The 19,629-nt window shown below is 64.8% G+C and carries 20 protein-coding genes; 15 read left to right on the forward strand and 5 right to left on the reverse strand.

The annotated features are described in order from the left end of the window. Positions 1 to 92 precede the first annotated feature (92 nt). The 3 genes from R3E49_RS12710 (at position 93) to R3E49_RS12720 (ending at position 4,232) form a co-directional block, all read left to right on the forward strand. Positions 93 to 626: a winged helix-turn-helix transcriptional regulator gene (locus R3E49_RS12710; protein ID WP_371295402.1), complete on the forward strand. Its 534-nt coding sequence runs from the start codon at positions 93 to 95 to the stop codon at positions 624 to 626. Between the two features lie 106 nt (positions 627 to 732). Further along, positions 733 to 3,084 carry a TonB-dependent receptor gene (locus tag R3E49_RS12715; RefSeq protein ID WP_371295403.1) on the forward strand — a complete coding sequence of 784 codons (2,352 nt, stop codon included), beginning with the start codon at positions 733 to 735 and terminating at the stop codon, positions 3,082 to 3,084. A gap of 116 nt (positions 3,085 to 3,200) precedes the next feature. Next, the gene (locus tag R3E49_RS12720; protein ID WP_371295404.1) at positions 3,201 to 4,232 is read left to right on the forward strand and encodes an SPOR domain-containing protein; all 1,032 of its coding nucleotides are present in this window, start codon (positions 3,201 to 3,203) and stop codon (positions 4,230 to 4,232) included. Here R3E49_RS12720 and R3E49_RS12725 read toward each other — a convergent pair. The 5 genes from R3E49_RS12725 to flgA form a co-directional block, all read right to left on the reverse strand. After that, positions 4,229 to 4,681: a hypothetical protein gene (locus R3E49_RS12725; protein WP_371295405.1), complete on the reverse strand. Its 453-nt coding sequence runs from the start codon at positions 4,679 to 4,681 to the stop codon at positions 4,229 to 4,231. The genes R3E49_RS12720 and R3E49_RS12725 overlap by 4 nt on opposite strands. Next, positions 4,666 to 5,595 (reverse strand): GGDEF domain-containing protein, encoded by a 930-nt coding sequence (locus R3E49_RS12730; protein WP_371295406.1) that lies wholly within the window; start codon positions 5,593 to 5,595, stop codon positions 4,666 to 4,668. Before R3E49_RS12730 ends, R3E49_RS12725 begins: the two co-directional genes overlap by 16 nt. 213 nt (positions 5,596 to 5,808) lie before the next feature. Beyond that, positions 5,809 to 6,261 (reverse strand): flagella synthesis protein FlgN, encoded by a 453-nt coding sequence (locus tag R3E49_RS12735; protein ID WP_371295407.1) that lies wholly within the window; start codon positions 6,259 to 6,261, stop codon positions 5,809 to 5,811. Between the two features lie 2 nt (positions 6,262 to 6,263). Then, positions 6,264 to 6,575, reverse strand: a complete 312-nt coding sequence (gene flgM, locus R3E49_RS12740; RefSeq protein WP_290745175.1) for a flagellar biosynthesis anti-sigma factor FlgM — start codon at positions 6,573 to 6,575, stop codon at positions 6,264 to 6,266. Between the two features lie 102 nt (positions 6,576 to 6,677). Beyond that, entirely contained in the window at positions 6,678 to 7,397 is a 720-nt protein-coding gene (flgA, locus tag R3E49_RS12745) for a flagellar basal body P-ring formation chaperone FlgA (protein ID WP_371295408.1), read from the reverse strand. Positions 7,398 to 7,645: 248 nt separating this feature from the next. Here flgA and flgB point away from each other — a divergent pair, with 248 nt between their 5' ends. From flgB to R3E49_RS12805, 12 genes are all read left to right on the forward strand, one after another. Further along, the gene (gene flgB / locus R3E49_RS12750) at positions 7,646 to 8,038 is read left to right on the forward strand and encodes a flagellar basal body rod protein FlgB (RefSeq protein ID WP_371295409.1); all 393 of its coding nucleotides are present in this window, start codon (positions 7,646 to 7,648) and stop codon (positions 8,036 to 8,038) included. Between the two features lie 2 nt (positions 8,039 to 8,040). Continuing rightward, the gene (gene flgC / locus R3E49_RS12755; RefSeq protein WP_371295410.1) at positions 8,041 to 8,457 is read left to right on the forward strand and encodes a flagellar basal body rod protein FlgC; all 417 of its coding nucleotides are present in this window, start codon (positions 8,041 to 8,043) and stop codon (positions 8,455 to 8,457) included. 18 nt (positions 8,458 to 8,475) lie between these two features. Further along, the gene (locus tag R3E49_RS12760; RefSeq protein WP_371295411.1) at positions 8,476 to 9,180 is read left to right on the forward strand and encodes a flagellar hook assembly protein FlgD; all 705 of its coding nucleotides are present in this window, start codon (positions 8,476 to 8,478) and stop codon (positions 9,178 to 9,180) included. 56 nt (positions 9,181 to 9,236) lie between these two features. Next, on the forward strand, positions 9,237 to 10,502 hold the full coding sequence (gene flgE / locus R3E49_RS12765) for a flagellar hook protein FlgE (protein ID WP_371295412.1): 1,266 nt from the start codon (positions 9,237 to 9,239) through the stop codon (positions 10,500 to 10,502). 19 nt (positions 10,503 to 10,521) lie between these two features. Further along, complete coding sequence (gene flgF, locus R3E49_RS12770) at positions 10,522 to 11,262, forward strand: flagellar basal-body rod protein FlgF (protein WP_290745161.1); 741 nt, start codon at positions 10,522 to 10,524, stop codon at positions 11,260 to 11,262. Between the two features lie 12 nt (positions 11,263 to 11,274). Continuing rightward, positions 11,275 to 12,060, forward strand: coding sequence for a flagellar basal-body rod protein FlgG (flgG, locus tag R3E49_RS12775; protein ID WP_290745156.1), 786 nt, complete (start codon positions 11,275 to 11,277; stop codon positions 12,058 to 12,060). Between the two features lie 9 nt (positions 12,061 to 12,069). Beyond that, positions 12,070 to 12,756, forward strand: coding sequence for a flagellar basal body L-ring protein FlgH (gene flgH / locus R3E49_RS12780; protein WP_290745153.1), 687 nt, complete (start codon positions 12,070 to 12,072; stop codon positions 12,754 to 12,756). Positions 12,757 to 12,765: 9 nt separating this feature from the next. After that, positions 12,766 to 13,878 (forward strand): flagellar basal body P-ring protein FlgI, encoded by a 1,113-nt coding sequence (locus R3E49_RS12785; RefSeq protein ID WP_290745150.1) that lies wholly within the window; start codon positions 12,766 to 12,768, stop codon positions 13,876 to 13,878. A 9-nt stretch (positions 13,879 to 13,887) separates the two neighbouring features. After that, entirely contained in the window at positions 13,888 to 14,910 is a 1,023-nt protein-coding gene (gene flgJ / locus R3E49_RS12790) for a flagellar assembly peptidoglycan hydrolase FlgJ (protein ID WP_290745147.1), read from the forward strand. 19 nt (positions 14,911 to 14,929) lie between these two features. After that, on the forward strand, positions 14,930 to 16,846 hold the full coding sequence (flgK, locus tag R3E49_RS12795) for a flagellar hook-associated protein FlgK (RefSeq protein ID WP_371295413.1): 1,917 nt from the start codon (positions 14,930 to 14,932) through the stop codon (positions 16,844 to 16,846). 15 nt (positions 16,847 to 16,861) lie between these two features. Beyond that, positions 16,862 to 18,064 carry a flagellar hook-associated protein FlgL gene (gene flgL, locus R3E49_RS12800; RefSeq protein ID WP_371295414.1) on the forward strand — a complete coding sequence of 401 codons (1,203 nt, stop codon included), beginning with the start codon at positions 16,862 to 16,864 and terminating at the stop codon, positions 18,062 to 18,064. 144 nt (positions 18,065 to 18,208) lie between these two features. After that, on the forward strand, positions 18,209 to 19,627 hold the full coding sequence (locus tag R3E49_RS12805; RefSeq protein WP_290745138.1) for a flagellin: 1,419 nt from the start codon (positions 18,209 to 18,211) through the stop codon (positions 19,625 to 19,627). Positions 19,628 to 19,629 lie beyond the last annotated feature (2 nt).

A 19,629-nucleotide genomic window follows, 5' to 3' on the forward strand; every position in this document is an offset into this window, starting at 1 on the left:
GGGATATCCTCATTGGCGTTCGGGGGGCGGTCGTTTATGCTCACCGCTGGTTGGCTGGATCATAACTGCACTGCCTGCAGGGGGAAAGGGGAATGCGTTGGACGGAGATTGATCAGCAATTGTGTTCGGTGGCGCGCGCGCTCTCAGTGGTGGGTGAGCGCTGGACGCTGCTCATCCTGCGTGATGCGTTTCTGGGTACGCGACGCTTCGAACAGTTCCAGCACAACCTCGGTATCACGCGGCACCGGCTCTCCGAACGCCTCGGGAAACTGGTGGAGCAGGGCGTCCTGGTCAAGGTGCCCTACAACGAGCGTCCCTTGCGCCACGAATACCGCCTCACCCGGAAAGGTCTCGGCCTGTATCCCGTGCTGATGAGCCTGGCCCGGTGGGGGGATGACTGGATGACGGGGGAAGAGGGGGTGCCCCTGGCCTATGTGCATCGCAGTTGTGGCAAGGTCACCCGCCCCCTGCTCGCCTGTAGCGAATGCGGAGAGCCACTGCGCCCCGAGGGCGTGACACCGCAACCCGGGCCCTCGCTGCAGGCCATCGCCGACCGCCTGGCTCGCCAGGGGCGGCGCGATGCAACCATCCCGGAGCTGATCGGCGCATCGCGACCCGCAGACTGAGTCCCTCAATGAAAATTGCGTGAAATTGTAACACTCCTCCTGCCTTCAACTTTGCGGGTCAGCGGCTAGACTTGGCGCATACCCTTAAAAATGAAGGAAGCACGCTATGCCCTCTTTCCGCAAAACCGTCCTCGTAACCGCCCTGGCGGGCGCTCTGCCCCTTACCGCACTCGCACAGCTGGAAGAAGTGGTGGTGACCGCCACCAAGCGTCAGGCCTCGGCACAGGATCTGCCTTTTTCGATCAACGCCCAGTCAGAAGCCGATATTCGCCGGCTGGGAGCGACCTCACTGGAAGACCTGTCGCGTAACGTGGCGGGCCTGGCCATCCAGAACCTGGGGCCGGGCCAGAGCCAGGTCTCCATTCGCGGGGTATCGGCGGGGCAGGTGGTGCGCGACCAACCCGGCGTCAAGGAGCAGGTGGGTGTCTACCTCGACGAGACCGTGATCTCGCTCTCGCTGTTCACACCTGACCTCGACCTGTACGACCTCAATCGCGTGGAAACCCTGCGCGGCCCGCAGGGCACCCTGTTTGGCTCGGGTTCCGTGGGTGGCACCATCCGCTTCATTACCAACCAGCCGGACTTCGAAACACTGGAAGGCTCGGTGGAAGCCAACCTCAATACCGTGGAAGACGGCGACATGGGCGGCCATGTCAAAGGCATGATCAACATTCCCGTGAACGACCGCGCGGCGCTGCGGATGGTGGGGTACGGCACGGAATACGGTGGCTGGATCGATGCCCTGCGTGAGGGTGGTGCGATCACTGAGGACGTCAACAGCGGCGGCCGCTACGGTGGGCGGATCGCCCTGGCACTGCAGCCCACCGACAACCTCACCATCACGCCGCGGGTCGTGTTCCAGAAAATCGAAACTGACGGTTTCAATCGCGAAGAGGTGTACAACCTGTTTGCGAACCCTTACACCACCACACGCCCACCGGTTCAGCTCGGCGAGCGCCAGCAGTTCCTGCGTCTCGATGAAGCCTTCGAGGACGAGACGATGATCGCTGATCTGGTAGTCAACTGGAGTCTCGATGCGGTGGACGTCACCTACGCCGGTAGCTATGTCGACCGGGAGATCCTCGCGAGTCGGGACGCGAGTGCGCTGTCCGGTTCGGTGTCGGTAGACCTCGGGTTCCCGGAAGCCGCAGTGTTGTTGCCCTCCAATCTGCGTGACACCACCGATTTGCAGCAGGTCACTCACGAGCTGCGTTTCGCTTCAAACAGCGATGGCCCCTTCAACTGGGTGTTCGGTGGCTTCTATTCCGACGTCGAGCGTACCTACGCGCAGCGTCTGCCGACCCCCGGTTACGATGTGGTGACTGATCAGGTGCTGGGTGCCGGCACCGCGGCAGCGGTCAGCAATGGCTACGGCCCCGATTCGCCGTACAATTCCGATCTGCCCTACGATATCGAGCAGACCGCGCTGTTCGGTGAGGCCAGCTTCGACGTTACCGATCGCCTCAGCCTGACCCTCGGCGGGCGCTACTACGACTTCGAGGAAGAGCGCCGCTTCACCACGGGGGGGCTGTTCTCCAATGGTGACGATCAGGTGGACGCCACGTCTTCCGACGGCTTCAATCCCCGCGTCATGGTCAGCTACGACGTCAGCGACGAAATGACGGTGAATGCACAGGCATCACAGGGCTTCCGGCTGGGCGGGGTCAACGATCCCCTGAACGTGCCCCTGTGCGATGCCGGCGACCTGCAGACCTTCGGCAGCTTCCAGTCCTATGAGGATGAGACGCTCTGGAACTACGAGTTGGGGTTCAAGAGTGAATTCGAGAAGGTGCGGTTCAATGCCGCGCTGTTCTACACCGATATCGAGGACCTGCAGGTGACGCTGGATGCCGGCTCCTGCTCGTCGCGCATCAGCTTCAACGTGCCGGAAGCGCACACCCTGGGCGTGGAGTGGGAGCTGGTGGCCTATCCCATGGAGCTGCTGATGCTGACGCTCTCGGGCAGCATACTGGAAGCCGAGTTCGACTCCACCGTTGTTGACAGCGCAGGGAATGTGCTGGGTGGTGTCGAGGACGGCAACCGCCTGGCCTCGGTGCCGGAAATCCAGGTGTCGGCGTCAGCGACGTATACGTTCCCGGTCGAGGCCTTCGGTTCGGATGAAATGTATGTGTCCGCGGTGTTGCAGCACGTGGGTGATCGCTTCACCCAACCCAGCGACCAGGTGGACGGCGCGGGGAACTTTGTCTCCGGTCTGCCATTCGGTGGCGCAACGGGTAACGAGGTGACAGCGGTTGACCTGGAGCTGGACGCCTACGAGCAGCTCAATCTCAGTGCGGGGATTGTCTGGGAAACCTTCGAGGCGGTGTTCTACGTGAATAACGTCACCGATGAGAACGCCCAGTTGTCCTTTGACCGCGAACGCGGCGGGCGCGCCCGGTTGGCCTACCGCAACAACCAGCCGCGCACGGTGGGTATCACGCTGCGCAAATTCTTCTGACCAGACATGCCGCCGTGCCGGGCGCCCCCGGCGGCGCCCATGCCCCGGACTGAGCATTGCGTCGACGTGCCGGATAGTGTCTCCTAGGCCGCAGGATACCGTGATGAGGATGCGGGGTGGCGGGAAGCGGCAATAAATGGTCGACGTTCGCAGCCGGCGGCAGCTATGTCGACCGGGACGACGACCTTGTTCCCGCCTCGCTGGTTGACCGGGACTGGGAGCCGCGCCCGCGCAAAGCGCCCGTATCCGCCATCGAGGCCGCTGAGCGCGGCTACGACCCCGACACCTGGGTGATACAACCTCCGCCACAGCCCGACCACCCGCTGGAACCGGACCTCGAACCGGAACCCGAACCGGACCCCGAACCGGAACCCGAACCGGAACCCGAACCGGAACCGGAACCGGAACCGGAACCGGAACCGGAACCGGAACCCGAACCCGAACCCGAACCGGAACCGGAACCAGAACCTTTCGTGGCCTCTCCGCGCCGCGTGCCGAGCCCGCGGACACTGTCCTGGGTGCTGTTTGCCGCCACCCTCGTGATCGGCGCTGTGGTGTACGGGTATCTGGTTCAGGAGCGAGAGGCGCTGAGGGCAGAGTTCATGGCCCTTGAGCAGCGTCGTGCGGATGTGGTGTCGCAGGAAGACCTGCTGTTGCAAGAGCGGCTCGCCCGTGACGTGGCGGAAGGCAACGCCCGGCTGGAGCGCGACCTCAGCCAGCTGCGGGATGAAAACCGCGAGCTGTCAGCAATGATTGAGCAGCTTGAGGCGGGCCTGGCACAGCGTCTCGCCGAGGCGGAGGCTGCGGCGGCGGCACCCGCCCCGGTGGCGGTTCCCACGCCGGTGCCAGAGAGCGCTGCGCCGACGCAGGAAGCGTCTCCGGAGCCCGCGACACCTGCGGTAAGTGGTACCTGGTTCGTCAATTTCGGGTCTTATGTGCAGCGCAGCATTGCGGAGCGCTGGGCGGCGCGGTTGCAGGTCGACAGGGGGACGGTGGTGATCCAGGCGGCAACGGTTTCCGGCCAGGATCTGTTCCGGGTACGGATTACAGGGCTGCAGTCGCAACAACAGGCTCGGGCTCTCGCCGCAGGACTGGAGGAGCGTTATGGTCTTGGGCGTCTCTGGGTGGGCCGCAGCGACGCGAGCTAGTGGGCAGCTGTGCCGGCGTCGTCCGGTGCCAGCGCAGCCTGCAGTGATTCAAGTCGGCTGAGCAGCGCGCGGTTTGACGCCTGGATTTCTTCGACCTGCGTAATCAACTGCTGCTGGGTGTCTTCAAGGGCATACAGCGCAGGTAGCGTGCGTGCGATTGGCTGCTGCAGCACCGGTGATGCCTCGCTGATGGCTGTGGCGGTGCGTGTCGGCGACGCCACTACCGGTTCTGTCGCCAGGAAGCCGTGGCCCGCGGCTGCCGTGGTGACCAGCAAGGCACCAAACAGCGTCCAGGTCATCCAGCTGCGCACGACAGGTCGTGGGTTCGTGCCGGGCTCGCGACGCCCCTGCGGTGCGGCGGGGGCGCGCAGATCGCTGCGCAGCCACAGGTTGCCGGAACCGGCGTTGGCCCTGCGGCTGCGCCGGCGTCCGCTCAGACGCTGATGCACACTCGCCCCCGGCCCTGTGCCTTGGCGTGGTAGAGGTGGGTGTCCGCGCGCTGCAGCAGCGCCTTGTCATCATCGCCGGGAAGCAGATCGGCCACGCCGATGCTCACGCGAGGCAGTACCCCGCCGGTGTTGGCGGCCAGTTCCACGGTGACGTGCTCGACCGTTTCGCGGATCTTGCGCGCCACATCCGCCGCGCCGCTGAGTCCGGTGCGGGGCAGCAGGATGGCGAATTCGTCGCCGCCCAGGCGAAACAGCAGGTCCGACTCGCGCACGCAGGAGCGGAAAGCCTGGGCCAGGCAACGCAGCACCTCATCGCCCACCAGATGCCCCAATTGATCATTGATATCCTTGAAGTGGTCGATGTCGATGATCATCAGCGACAGCGCGCTGCAGTGGCGCCTGGATAGCAGCAGCTCCTGGGCCAGGCGCTCATCCATGGCGCGGCGGTTGAGGAGGCCGGTGAGCCCGTCGTGCATGGCAGTGGCCTGCGCCCTGGCCAGTTGCTGGGCGAGGCGCAGGGCACGCGCCAGGCCGCCGAGTGCCCGTTCCAGCAGCGTCAGCTCAGGCTCACTGTAGCGCTGGCGGCGGGACAGGGTCACCGCCCCCAGTGTGCTGCCGTCGATGTCCAGCTGATAGAGCGCACGATGGTGGCGTTGTTCACCCAGAACAACCGGCAGGTCGTCATCGGCGGCTGTGAAGCCCAGGCTGTCAGCCAGCCCGCAGCGGTTTGCCCAGTTGTGGAAGCGCTCCAGCAGTACGCTCTGGTCGGCTTCACCGAGCAGCAGATCAAACAGTCCCAGCAGCTGGTCCGCTGCATCGCGCTCACCCAGCGGTGACGCCACGGCTGTGGCAACGGATGGCGCCAGGTTGGCAGCGCGGTCGCTGACGAGGGTGAACGGTGATCGGTCGGTCATGGCATCAATGCTCGAGTGAAGGTCCATCAAGCAAGGTAAAGCAAAGTGTGTGCCAACAAGATTAATTGGAAATTAAAAGGAATTAGGGGACAATAACGGCAATTAGGCGATATTTATGGCGTTCTCATGAATGCAGAAGCACAGGCTGTGCAGGGAGCGGCAAAATAACGCCGGGCCAGGAGTCAATTAATTGACGTTTTGGGACCCGCTGCTCTAGGCCTTGCCGAGGCTCTGGCTGTCACTCGCGCTGTCGGCCGCTCCGGTACCCGAGTATAGCCGGGGGTCGCCGTCCTGCTGGCGCAGCACCCGCAGCGCGCTGCGGGTGTGTTCGGTCAGGCGCCCGATGAGTACGCCATTGCTGGCGTTGAGCTCGGCGCAGCGTTCACCCAGCGCAATCAACCGGGCCTGCAACTCGCGGTTTTCGATGGCATTGTCGAGCACGCTGATCTGGCTGGACAATGTGGCCTCAGCTGCGGCGGTTGGGCGCTGTTGCTGCAGGCCGGCGAGCTGCTTCAAGGCGGCGTCTTTGGCGCGGGTGCAGGCTTCAATGCGTTCGGCATCACCGGCACGCAGTGCCTGCTGTTCAGCGTCGAGGTGGGCGAGTACAGTTTCCAGGGCGGTGATTTCGGCGCGCAGGGCCAGCGCCAGTTGTTCACCGGGCGTCACGTTCAGGACAGATCCTGTTCGGCCTGCAGCAGGTTGCTCACAATCCGCTCCAGGTCGACCCGGTAGCTGCCATCGCTGATCGCAGCGCGCAGCTGCTCCACGCGCTCCATATTGGCATCGGGCACGCTGGCCAACTGTGTTTCCAGTTGCAGCATGTCTTCCGCCATGCGCGTGATGGTGACCGCATCTGCCTCCACCACCGGCTTGCCGGCACTGGCCTGGCTACTGCGACCGGCCTGGTCCACCGTGCTGGTGCGTGCATCCCCGCCGGTACGCGACGGTTTGATGTTGGCATTGTTGTCGATTGGGTCCATGTCGGTTCACGCAGTCAGTGAATGGCTGGCACGTAAGGGTGCCTCAAGCAGGTTAGCGGCAGCCGGACGGAAAAGTTTAGCACAAGCATCGCCGCGCCGTGTTCATGGTATGCGCACACTGCCGTCGGGGTTGACGATGCCCTCGACCCGGCGCCCGGAGGCAAGGTTGGTGACCAGCAGGCGGTCACCCGCCGCGGCGTTGGCCATGGCGCGTCCCTGCATGGTGACCTGCAGGCCCTCGCCCCCGGCGATCAGGGTGACGGTCTGGCCGCGGGAGATCAGCTGCGGTGGGCGCAGCTGGCTATGCCGCAACGGCGATCCCGCGCTGGCCGGCCGGATAAGCTCCATGCCGATGGCCTGCTGCGGGTCCATGATCACCGCATCGGTGGCACTGGTAATGGTGCGTTCCACCAGGGTGAGGTCACGTTCGCTGATGATGCTGCCGCGGGGCAGGTTTTCAGCCAGCACGGGGAGAGTGGCGCGGGTGCTGACGTCCAGGCGCACATACAGCGTCCAGGCACTGGGCTGTGCGCAGCGCACGCCGATACTCACCGGTCCCAGCACGCTTGCGTTGGCGTTGCTGAATGTCTCCAGCGGTTCGCCACAGGCCTGCAGGCGCAGGCGGGAGTCCAGGGGGCGTGCGCTCACCTCAAGGTCGGTGTAGCCCTGCGCCTGTGCCGCCGCGGTCGCCTCAGCGCTGGCGGCCGCCACCACGTCCTCCAGTGGATGGAGTATCTCAGCCAGCGTGCCCGCGGCGAAGAAGGCCGGCAGAAAGATGGCGATGAGCAGCAGGCGCAACCGGGTGCGCCGGAAAATTGACATGAAGCCTCCCAAACAGGTCATCAACGGGTGGTAAAGCAGGAACCATGCCAGTCGCGGACAACCCTGCCGCTGTGTGGTGGGGCGGCAATTCTTGCCGCCGGAGCGGCAAGCGGGCTTCCAATCGGCCCCTGAACTCCGCTCAGAAATTTCTTAACCCATTGTAATAAAAGACTATTTTATGGTTGGCACGGTTCCTGATTAGGTTTCCTGTGCGTGCTGCGAGTAGGCAGCAAGAAGGAGTGACCGACATGAGTTTTACTGACCGGGTTTTTGGAACGAGTGGCCAGGCGATGGCGCTGCGCGCCCAGCGCCTGGAGCTGATAGCGGCAAACCTGGCGAACCAGGACACCCCCGGCTACAAGGCCCGTGACATCGACTTTGCCGCCGCCATGCAGGCGGCGACCGCTGGCGGGCTGCGTCGCACGCACGCCCGTCACCTGAATGCCAACGGCGGTATGGGGGCGGCGAATGAACAGTCCCTGCTGTACCGCGTGCCCAGCCAGCCGGCCCTGGATGGCAACACGGTAGAGGCCCAGCGCGAGCATGCTGAGTTCATGGACAACGCCATCCGCTACCAGGCCAGCCTGACAATTCTGGACAGCCGCATCAAGTCCACGCAGCGCGCGATACGGGGTGAATGAGCATGAGCCTGTTCAACATCATGGCGGTATCGGCGTCGGCCCTGGAAGCACAGAGCGTGCGGCTCAACACCATTTCCAGCAACCTGGCGAATTCACAGGTGGTCAGCAGCACGCCGGAAGGGGCCTATCAAGCGCGCTATCCCGTGTTTGAAACCCTGCTGCAGGACGGCCTCGGCGACGCCGAGGGCGCCGCCGGGGTGCGCGTTGCGGAAATCGTCGAGTCGACGCTGCCCCCGCGGCAGGAGTTTGCGCCATCCCACCCGCTGGCCAACGCGGAGGGCTACATCTACCGCTCCAATATCAATCCGGTGGATGAAATGGCCAACATGATATCGGCTTCGCGCTCCTACCAGAGCAGCATTGAGGCCATGAACACCGCCAAACAGCTTATCCAGCGCACCATCACGCTGGGCCGATAATTCCAGAGGACGACACCGATGACTACGCTCGCCGGCATCAATGAGCTGTTTCCACAACCGGAAGCGGCACCGCGACAGGCCAATTCCGTTGAGGATATGGGTTCTGAGGCGTTCCTGACGCTGATGGTCGCCCAGCTGAAAAACCAGGACCCCACCAAGCCGCTGGACAATATGGATTTCATGGGCCAGCTCGCGCAGTTTGGCACGGTGTCGGGTATTCAGGAGCTGAACACCGGCTTCGGCGGCCTGGCTTCGGCACTGACTGGCAGCCAGGCCCTGCAGGCGGCGAACCTGGTGGGCCGCGATGTGGTGACCGAGGGCAATGTTGGCCTGTTGCGCCCCGTCGAAGGCGGTGCGGAGGGGGGCGACGACCCCGTACTGGCCCTGGATGCCACGGTGGCCTTCACCGGCAATGCCACCTCGGCAACCCTGTTTATCCAGGACATGAGTGGCCGGCTGGTCTACAGCGCGGCGCTGCCGCCCGGTGTGAGTTCTGATTTCCGCGTCCAGTGGGACGGTCGGGATGGTAGCGGTGCACAACTCGAGGCCGGCCAGTATCGCGTTTCAGTGGAAGCCCTGGTGGGTGGTGTATCCACCACGGTGCCGGTTTACGCCCACCAGCGCGTGGAGTCGGTGGCCATCGCTGCCGGCACCGGTGATGTGGCCCTCAACCTGGCCAATGGCCAGACCGTGGGCATGAATACGATCAAGAGTATTTTGTAACAGCGTCGGGCCCGCCGGGACCGCGCGACACCGTTTGTTGAGCCAGGAGAGAGACAATGGCCTTTGATACCGCAATTTCGGGCATTAACGCTGCGAGTGCAGACCTCAATGTCATCAGTAACAATATCGCCAACGCCTCCACGGTGGGCTACAAGACGTCGCGCGCAGAGTTCGCCGATGTCTTCGCCACCAGCCTGCTCGGTGCCGGCGGCAATGCCATCGGCAAGGGGGTGAGCCTGTCGGCGGTGACGCAGGAGTTCGGCCAGGGCAACATCAGCTTCACCGACAACGCCCTGGACCTCGCCATCAGCGGCGGCGGTTTCTTCCAGCTCAGCGTCGACGGCGCGCTGCAATACACCCGTGCGGGCAACTTCAAGGTGGATCGCGAGGGCTTCGTCGTCAGCAACGCGGGTTCCCGCCTGCAGGGCTTCCAGGTGAACGCTGTCGGTGATGTGACGGGCCAGCTGGGCGACATCCAGATCGACACCTCGCTGCTGGACCCCAACCCCACGGGCCTTGTTGACCTGACCTCCAACCTCGACTCGCGCGAAGTGCCGCCCAACGTGCCGTTTGGTGGCCCCTTCGACGCCTTCGCCCTGCCGCCCACCTCGCCGGACCCCAGCTCCTTCAACGCCACCACCTCGACCACGGTGTATGACGGCCTCGGGAACCCCCACGTGTTGAGCCTGTATTTCGTCAAGACCGCCACACCTAACCAGTGGGAAGTACACTCCCTGGTAGACGGCGTGACCACTTCCGGGCCGGACACGCTGACCTTCCAGTCCAACGGCCAGTTCGACCCGCTGACGCTGCCGGTGGAAGTGAACATCACCGGTTGGCAGCCCCTGAACGCGGCGGGTGTGGGCACCGGCGCCGACCCGCAGGACATCACCGTGTCCCTCTCTGATACCACGCAGTTCGGCACACCCTTTGCCGTGAGCAGCGTGATCCAGGACGGCTTTGCCGCGGGCCAGCTGCGCGGGCTGGAGATTGACTCCACCGGTATCGCCTTCGCCCGCTTCACCAACGGTGAGTCGCGCGCCCTGGCGCAGATTGCGCTGGCCAACTTCAACAACCCCAATGGCCTGCAGCCCATCGGCGACACCAACTGGGTGGAGACCTTTGCTTCCGGTCCCTCCAACGTCGGCGCCCCCGGCACCTCGGGGCTCGGGGTTATCCAGTCGGCGGCACTGGAGGAGTCCAACGTGGAGATTACCGCGCAGCTCGTTGACCTGATCATTGCCCAGCGCAACTTCCAGGCCAATGCGCAGGTGATTCAGGCGGAAGACGCGGTCACCCAGACCGTGATCAACCTGCGTTGATCCGCGCCGAGCGTAGCTGATGGATCACTTCGTCTACATCGCCGCCTCCGGCGCCCAGGAAATGATGCTGGCGCAGGCCGCCAACAGCCACAACCTGGCCAACGCCGCGACGCCCGGGTTCAAGGCGGACCTGGTGAGCGCGGAAAGCCGCTACCTCGACGGCGTGGGTGCTGCCAGCCGCGTGTACACGATCGAGAAGCACAAGGGCACCGACCTGGCGCCCGGCAGCCTGGAGCAGACCGGCCGCGATCTCGATGTCGCGCTGGTCGGCGAGGGCTGGATCGCGGTGCAGGCGCCGGATGGCACTGAGGCCCTCACGCGGCGCGGCGACCTGCGGGTGGACGAGTTCGGCCAGCTGGTCAACGGTGGCGGACAGCCGGTACTCGGCGAACGCGGGCCGATTGCCCTGCCGCCGTTCAGCTCGCTCACCGTGGGCTCCGACGGTACCGTGTCGATCGTGCCGCTGGGTGAACAGATCAATGCCGTGGCGGTGCTGGACCGCATCAAGCTGGTCAACCCGCCGGCCGATCAGATCGACAAGGGCCCGGACGGTTTGCTGCGCGCTGGAGACGGCCTGGCCTCGGCCCCCGCCGCCGAAGTGCGGCTGGCCTCGGGCATGCTGGAATCCAGCAATGTCAATCCGGTGTCCGCGATGGTGCACATGATCGAGCTGGCACGACAGTACGAAATGCACGTGCGCATGATGTCCACCGCCCAGGAGCTGGATACGGCGTCAACCCAATTAATGCGACTCGAATAAGGAATTCAGGCCATGTCACAGTCACTGTGGATTTCCAAGACCGGCCTCGACGCGCAGCAGACGCGCATGTCGACCATTGCCAACAACCTGGCCAACGTCGGCACGACGGGCTTCAAGCGCAGTCGCGCGATTTTTGAAGACCTGGTGTACCAGAATGTGCGCCAGGTGGGCGCCCAGTCCTCCCAGGACACGCTGCTGCCCTCGGGCCTGCAGATCGGCACCGGCACCCGGGTGGTGGCGACCGAAAAGCTGTTTACCCAGGGCAACCTGACCAAGACCGACAACTCGCTGGACCTCGCCATCCAGGGCCGCGGCTTCTTCGAGATCCTGCTGCCGGACGGCACCCAGGCGTACACCCGTGACGGCTCCCTGCAGATCAACGACCAGGGCATTGTGGTGACCTCTGCCGGCTACCAGCTGCAGCCGCCCATCACCATCCCCCAGAACGCGACGTCCATCAGCATCGGTGGCGATGGCACGGTATCGGTCACGGTGCCGGGCAGCGCCGCGGTGAGCCAGGTGGGCAATATCCAGCTCACCGACTTCATCAACCCGGCCGGCCTGCAGGCGCGCGGCGAGAACCTGTTGGTGGAATCCGGCGCCAGCGGTGCACCGCAGCCCGGCAACCCGGGGATCAACGGCCTGGGCACGGTGGTGCAGGGCTACGTGGAAAGCTCCAACGTGAATGTGGTGGAGGAGCTGGTGAACATGATCGAAACCCAGCGCGCCTACGAGATGAACTCCAAGGCCATCTCCACCGCTGACCAGATGCTCCAGTTCGTCTCCAACAACCTGTAAGGAGTGATCGTGCGCGCTTCCCTGAAACCTGTGATGCTCGCGGCCGGCCTGGTTCTTCTGTCGGGCTGCGGCGGTGTGCCCGAGAAGAGCCACGAGCTGTACGGGCCGGTGGATCCCATCGATTATTCCCTGTTGCCGAAACCGCCCACCAATGGCGGTGTGTACGTGTCCTCGCAGGCGATGTCGCTGTTCAGCGACACGCGCGCGGTGCAGGTGGGCGATATTGTCAGCGTGGTACTGGTGGAGGCCACCACCGGCAGCAAGAGCAGCGACACCGAGCTGGACAAGAGCAGCGAGATCAACCTGACCAGCCCCACCGTGTTCGGCCAGCCGGTCACCGTCAACGGCCGCTACAACCTCGGGGTGGATATCAACGGCGCCAGCGCCTTCTCCGGTGAGGCTGCCCTGGGCCAGAGCAACAGCCTGCGCGGCTCCATCGCGGTGCAGGTAGCGCAGGTGCTGCCCAACGGCAATCTGTATATCCAGGGCGAGAAGTGGATCAATATCAACCAGGGGGATGAGTACATCCGCCTGCGCGGCATTATCCGCCCGGAGGACTTAAGCCCCACCAACACCATTTCCTCCACCCTGATTGCCGACGCGCGCATTTCCTACAGCGGCACCGGCGTCGGTCAGGAAGCCAACACGCCCGGGTGGTTGACCCGGTTCTTCATGAGCCCCCTGGTTCCCTTCTGAGGCACGCTGATGCTAACCCTACTCTGGTCCCGTCTCTGCCCGCTGTTGCTGGTGCTGCTGCTGTCCTCACAGGCCAGCGCCGAACGCATCAAGGATATCGCCAGCGTCAACGGCGTGCGCAGCAACCAGTTGATCGGCTACGGCCTGGTGGTGGGCCTCGACGGCAGCGGTGACCAGACCATTCAGGCGCCGTTCACCATCCAGAGCCTGAAGAGCATGCTGGCACAGCTGGGGGTGAACATCCCCGCCAACGTCAACCCGCAGCTGACCAACGTCGCCGCGGTCATGGTGCACGCGGACCTGCCGGCCTTCGCCAAGCCGGGGCAGACCATCGACGTGACGGTCTCCTCGCTGGGCAACGCCAAGAGCCTGCGCGGCGGTACCCTGTTGATGACGCCGCTGAAAGCCGCCAACGGTGAAACCTACGCCCTGGCACAGGGTTCGCTGCTGGTCAGTGGCTTTGGCGCCGAGGGCGCGGACGGCTCCCGGGTGACGGTCAACGCCACCAGCTCCGGTCGCATTCCCAACGGCGCGACGGTGGAGCGCACGGTGGACAGCCCCTTCGCCACCGCGCCGACCCTGATCATGAACCTCAATGCGCCGGACTTCACCACCGCACAGCGCGTCGCGGGTTCCATCAACGCCGCACTGGGCGTGGGCACGGCGCAGCCCATTGACGCCGTGTCCATCGAGGTGCAGGCCCCGGCCGACCTGGCGGACCGCGTTGCCTTTGTCTCCATCGTCGAAAACCTGCAGGTCGACCCGGCGTCGGCACCGGCGCGGGTGGTGGTCAACTCGCGCAGCGGCACCATCGTCATCGGCAGCGACGTGCGCGTGGAAACCGCGGCGGTGGCACACGGCAACCTGGTGGTGACCGTCTCCGAAGACATCAACGTGAGCCAGCCCGGTGCCTTCGCGGGCGGCGAGACCGTGGTCACCCCCGATTCCGAAGTGGTGGCGGAGCAGGAAAACGCGCGCATGTTCCTGCTGGATGCGGGCATCACCCTGCAGGAGCTGGTGGCGGCGGTAAACGGCGTGGGCGCCGCCCCCGGGGACCTGATAGCGATCCTCGAGGCGCTGCAGCAGGCGGGCGCCCTGCGCGCCCAGTTGATTGTGATCTAGGGGCGAGTCATGCAGGCGGCACAGGCATCTCTCTACCACGACTTCAGCGGCCTCGCCGCACTGCGGCGCGATGCCCGGCAGGATGCGGCCGCCGCGGCGGAGCCGGTTGCCGCGCAGTTTGAAGCGATTTTTGTACAGCAGATGCTGAAAGCCATGCGCGATGCCACGCCGGAGGGCGGTCTGTTCAACAGCAATCAGCTGAAAAACTGGCAGCAGATGTTTGACCAGCAGTTGTCCGTGGACCTTGCGGACCACGGCGGACTGGGCCTGGCGCAGGTGCTGGTGGAGCAGCTGCAGGCGGCGGGCGCGGTGAGCGACGCTGCGCCCGCGGAGACGGCCCAGCCCCTACTGCCGCCACAGGGCGGGCAGGCGTCAACGCTGCTGCCCCCGGCACGCTACAGCCGGGCCCCCGCAGCAGCCGGTGCCCCAACGCTGGAGGCTGGCACCACAGCGCCCGCCGCACAGCCGCCGCTGGCCGCCGCCGGCCGGCCGCCGGCACCGCCCACCGCCCCCGAGGACTTCGTCCGCGAACTGTGGCCGCAGGCGGTGCCCGCCGCTGCCGAGCTCGGCGTGGACCCGGCGGTGCTGATTGCGCAGGCGGCGCTGGAAACCGGCTGGGGCCAGCGCGCGCTGCCCGCGGCTGCCGGCAGCAGCCACAACCTGTTCAATATCAAGGCCGGGCGCGGCTGGCAGGGCCCCACCACCACGGTGCAAACCGTGGAGTACGACGGCGCAGCGGCGCGGCTGGAGCGCGCGTCTTTCCGCGTGTACGGCAGCACGGCGGAGTCATTTGCCGACTATGTCGACCTCATTCGCGGTGCCCCGCGCTATCAGGAGGCACTGGCCAGCGCCGCCGAGCCCGAGGCCTACCTGCGCGAACTGCAGGCGGCGGGCTATGCGACAGACCCGGCCTACGCCGACAAAATCCTCGCAATCCTGCAGCGTGGCAGCCTGGCGGAGACCGTGGCCGAGCTAAAGAATTCCGCTCAGCTGCCGCCAACCCTTTCTGACCGGCGGCCCGAGGCCGCCTGAACCCTGACCGAGGCTCACTGTGGCGGATCTGCTCAACATCGGGACTTCTGCGCTGCTGTCACTGCAGCGGGCGCTCTCTACGACCGGCCAGAACATCGCCAACGTGAACACGGCGGGGTATAGCCGCCAGCGGGTGAATTTCGCCACCCTGCCGCCGGAAGCGACCGGCGCGGGTTTCCTCGGCACCGGTGTGAAGGTGGACTCCATCACCCGCAGCTACGACCAGTTCCTGGCCCAGGACGTACGCAGCCGCAGCTCCTCCAGCGCCGGGTTCAGCACCCTCAGCAGCCTCACCTCCCGCATTGACAGCCTGCTGGCGGACCCCTCTGTCGGCATTGCCCCCGGCATCGAGAGCTTTTTTGGCGCGCTGCAGGATGTGGCGAACAACCCGGGCTCAATTCCCGAGCGCAAGGTGTTGCTGGGCGAAGCCAATGAGCTGGCCGGGCGCTTCCAGACGCTGGATGCCCAGCTGCGTGGCCTCAACAGCGAAGTCAGCCAGCGCATCACCACCACGGTCAGTGACATCAACGCACTGGCCAGCAACATTGCGTCCCTCAACGAGCAGGTGGTGCGTGCCACCACGCAAAGCGGCGGGCAGCCGCCCAACGACCTGCTGGACGCCCGGGACCAGGCGATCAACCGCCTGGCGGAAAAAGTGGGTGTGACCACCGTGACCCAGGATGACGGTGCGGTGAACGTGCTGGTGGGCAACGGTCAGGCGCTGGTGGTGGGTTTCACCGCCAGCCAGCTGCAGACCTTCCGTGACCCCTTTGATGCCACACGGGTGAATGTGGGCATTGCCGGGCTGGCGTCCAGCACCGATATCGGCCGCTTCCTGAGCGGCGGTGAGCTGGGTGCTGCACTGTCCTTCCGGGGCGGCGTGCTGGACAGCACGCGCAATGAGCTGGGCCTGCTGGCTGCGGGGATTGCTGCGACCTTCAATGCCCAGCACAGCGAGGGCATGGACCTGAATGGCCAGCTCGGGGGCAATTTTTTCCGGCCGCTGCAACCTGCGGTGTCGGGGTCGAGCGGCAACACGGGCAGCGCCACGGTCACTGCGGCACTGGCGGATGTGGGGCAGCTCACGGGGGCGGACTACCGCCTGAGTTTCGACGGCAGCCAGTGGACCCTGCGCAACCAGCAGACCGGCGCCACCCAGACCGGCGCCGGCCCGGCATTCAGCATCGATGGCGTGGACATCAACATCAGCGGTACGCCGGCGGCCGGTGACAGCTTCCTGGTGCAACCGGTAGCCCAGGGTGCCAACCTGTTTGCGGTGGAACTGACCGACGCAGCGGCCTTTGCCGCCGCCAGCCCGGTGCGCAGCAGCACTGGCAGCGCCAACCTGGGCGATGCGCGGCTCTCGTCGCTCGCGGTGGACAGCGTCGCGGGGCTGCCGCTGGCTGGCGCCATCACGCTCACCTTCAACCCAGATGCACTGGGCGCGGGCGTGCCCGGCTACGATGTGGCGGGCAGCGCCGGCGGTCCCATTGCCTACGACCCGGCTACCGACAGCGGGGGCCTTGCCGTGACACTGGGTGGCCTCAGCTTTGAGCTGGCGGGCACGCCAGCCGCCGGGGATACCCTGAGTATTGCCAACAACACCGACGGCAGCGGCGACAACCGCAATGCGCTGGCGCTCGGGGCCCTGCAGACCGCCCCGATCCTGGACGGCGGTACCGCCAGCTACCAGGACAGCTACGCAGGCCTGGTGGCCGATGTGGCCGTGCGCAGTCGGCAGGCCAGTGCCGCCGCCGATGCCGAGGGAACCCTGCTGCAGCAGGCGATTTCCGCCCGCGACAGCGTGCAGGGCGTGAACCTGGACGAGGAGGCCGCCGACCTGTTGCGCTTTCAGCAGGCCTACCAGGCCGCTGCACAGGTGATCTCCGTGGCAGACACCGTGTTCCAGACCCTGCTCGACGCTACGCGTCGCTAACGCCGGAGCTGACTGATGCGCCTTTCAACCGCCCAGATTTTCCAGCAGGGGATCAGCAACATCCTCAACCAGCAGGCCCAGCTGCAGAAAACCCAGCAGCAGCTGGCCAGTGGCCTGCGTGTGACCACCCCGGCGGATGACCCCATTGCGGCCGTGCAGATTCTGGACCTGACGGAAGACCTGCAGCAGCTCGACCAGTTCCAGCGCAATGCCAACCTCGCCGAAGGCCAGATCGCCCTGGCCGACACGGTGCTGCAGGATGTTACCGACGTGCTGCAACGGGTGCGCGAATTGACCGTGCAGGCCAATAACGCCACCCAGACTCCGGAAACCCGCCGCGCCATTGCCACCGAGATGGAAGGGCGGCTGGATGAGCTGGTCAGCCTGGCGAACACCCGGGATGCCAACGGCGAGTTCGTGTTTGCCGGTTTCCAGGCCCAGACCCAGCCCTTCAGCCGCAGCGGCGGACAGGTGCTGTACAACGGCGACGAAGGGCAGCGCTTCCTGCAGGTGGCGCCCAATACACAGCTGGCGGTGCGCGACTCCGGCCGCGCCGTATTCATGGACATACCGGCTGGCAACGGTCGCTTTGACATCCGCGCCGACGCCGGCAATGCCGGCACCGCCATTGTGGATGCCAGCAGTGCCGCGGCCAATTACCACCGCGATACCTACACCATCAGTTTCAGCCAGCCGACCTCTGCGGACCCGGTCACCTACACGGTCACAGACAGCAGCGCCGCGGTGGTGGCCAGCGGGCCCTACCAGTCCGGCGCCAGCATCAGCTTCAATGGGGCCAGCGTGACCTTTGAAGGCGCACCGGCGGACGGCGACAGCTTTACCGTCCCCGCCGCACCGCGCCAGGACGTGTTCAGCAGCGTGCAGAACATCATCGACAGCCTGAAAGCCTCCACCACCGGCCCCGCAGCGTCGGCGTCGGTGAATAACGCCATGGCCAGCGGCCTCGCCAACCTGGACCAGGCGCTGGGCCGCATGCTGGAGCAGCAGGCGGACCTGGGTGTGCGCCTGAACCGCATAGACAGCCTGCGCGAAAGCAACGACGCCTTCACCCTGCAGCTGCAGGAGACCCTCTCGGAAGTGCGCGATCTGGACGTTACCGAGGCCATCAGCCGGCTCAACCTGCAGCTGGTTGCCCTGCAGGCGGCACAGCAGAGCTATGTGCGTATCCAGGGCCTGTCCCTGTTCAATTTCCTCTAGTAAAAAAAACTGACACTTCGCCTAAAGTTCCTTCAAGACCGTCCGCTAACTGGTTGAGCGGGGAGTACTTTCCCCGGGCCGATGGACGGTGACCAGCGTTGATTCCACAGGGGAAACCGGCGCGAAACGAGAAGGAATGAAACCATGCCTCAGATTATTAATACCAATATTCCGTCGCTGACTGCTCAGCGGAACCTCAACAGCTCCCAGAACGATGTGGCCACGTCGCTGCAGCGTCTGTCCTCCGGCCTGCGTATCAACAGCGCCAAGGACGATGCCGCCGGCCTGGCGATTTCCGAGCGTTTCACCGCGCAGATCCGCGGCCTGAACCAGGCTGCGCGTAACGCCAATGACGGTATTTCTCTGGCGCAGACCGCCGAGGGTGCACTCGCTGAGGTGACCAATAACCTGCAGCGGATTCGTGAGTTGTCGGTGCAGTCTGCGAACGCCACCAACTCAGCGTCTGATCGCCAAGCGCTACAGGCGGAGGTAACGCAGTTGGTTGCGGAGATCGACCGTGTCGCCAGCCAGACGAATTTCAACGGCGTCAAACTTCTTGACGGGACGTTTTCTTCACAAGTGTTTCAGGTTGGTGCCAATGCGGGTGAGACGATCTCTGTAGACAGCATCACGAGCGCTCGGTCCTCCGACCTTGGTCAGTTCCAAGGTTTTCAGTTGTCTGCTCAGGCGATCACGTCCCCAAGCGCGACTGGGGCAACAACAGCACAAACGGTCGTAATCGACGGTAACAGTACTTCGCTGGGAACGATCGCGAGTGATGCGAAAGCTTTGGCGAACGCGCTGAACGCGTCTGGCCTAGGTTTCACCGCGACAGCGAACGAGACAGTAAAGGCAGCTGGCGTTAGTGGCTCTGCCCCAACGGCTGCTGGGAATTCAACCGTTGACATAAACGGATTGACAATTACGATAGCTGGCACGACTGACCTCGTGACCAACCGAGCAAACGCAGTAACCGCAATCAATGCGCAAAGTGCGGTCACTGGTGTGACTGCAACGGACACGGGCGCTGGCGTTGAGCTGCGTGCTGCGGATGGTAGGAACATTGACGTTGCAAACTTTGCTGCTGGTGGTGCGACCGGCGCAGGTCTGGACAGCTATGGCCTCGGCGCTGCAGGAGTCTCTGCAGGAACATTAGACATCACGTACGTAGCGCCAGCTGGCACAACAGGCGCCGTGACGTTTACTGGCGGCTTGTCAGCCAGTTCTGCGACTATTGGTAGTACTGGCACGGCAATTAGCGCCGTCGACATTTCAACTGTCTCGGGATCAAATAGCGCACTGCTCGCGGTTGATGCTGCGTTGACTGCAATCAACGGCTCCCGCGCCGACCTGGGTGCCATCCAGAACCGTTTCGAATCTGTTGTCACGAGCCTGCAGACCACCTCCGAAAACCTGGACGCTTCGCGTTCACGGATTCGCGATGCGGACTTTGCGCAAGAAACGGCTAACCTGGCGCGCGCTCAGATCCTGCAGCAGGCCGGTATTTCGGTGCTTGCGCAGGCCAACGCCCAGCCCCAGAACGTGCTGGCTCTGCTGCAGTAAGT

The sequence above is a fragment of the Haliea sp. genome (genome assembly GCF_041395985.1).
In the GTDB taxonomy this organism is placed as follows: Bacteria; Pseudomonadota; Gammaproteobacteria; order Pseudomonadales; family Halieaceae; genus Haliea.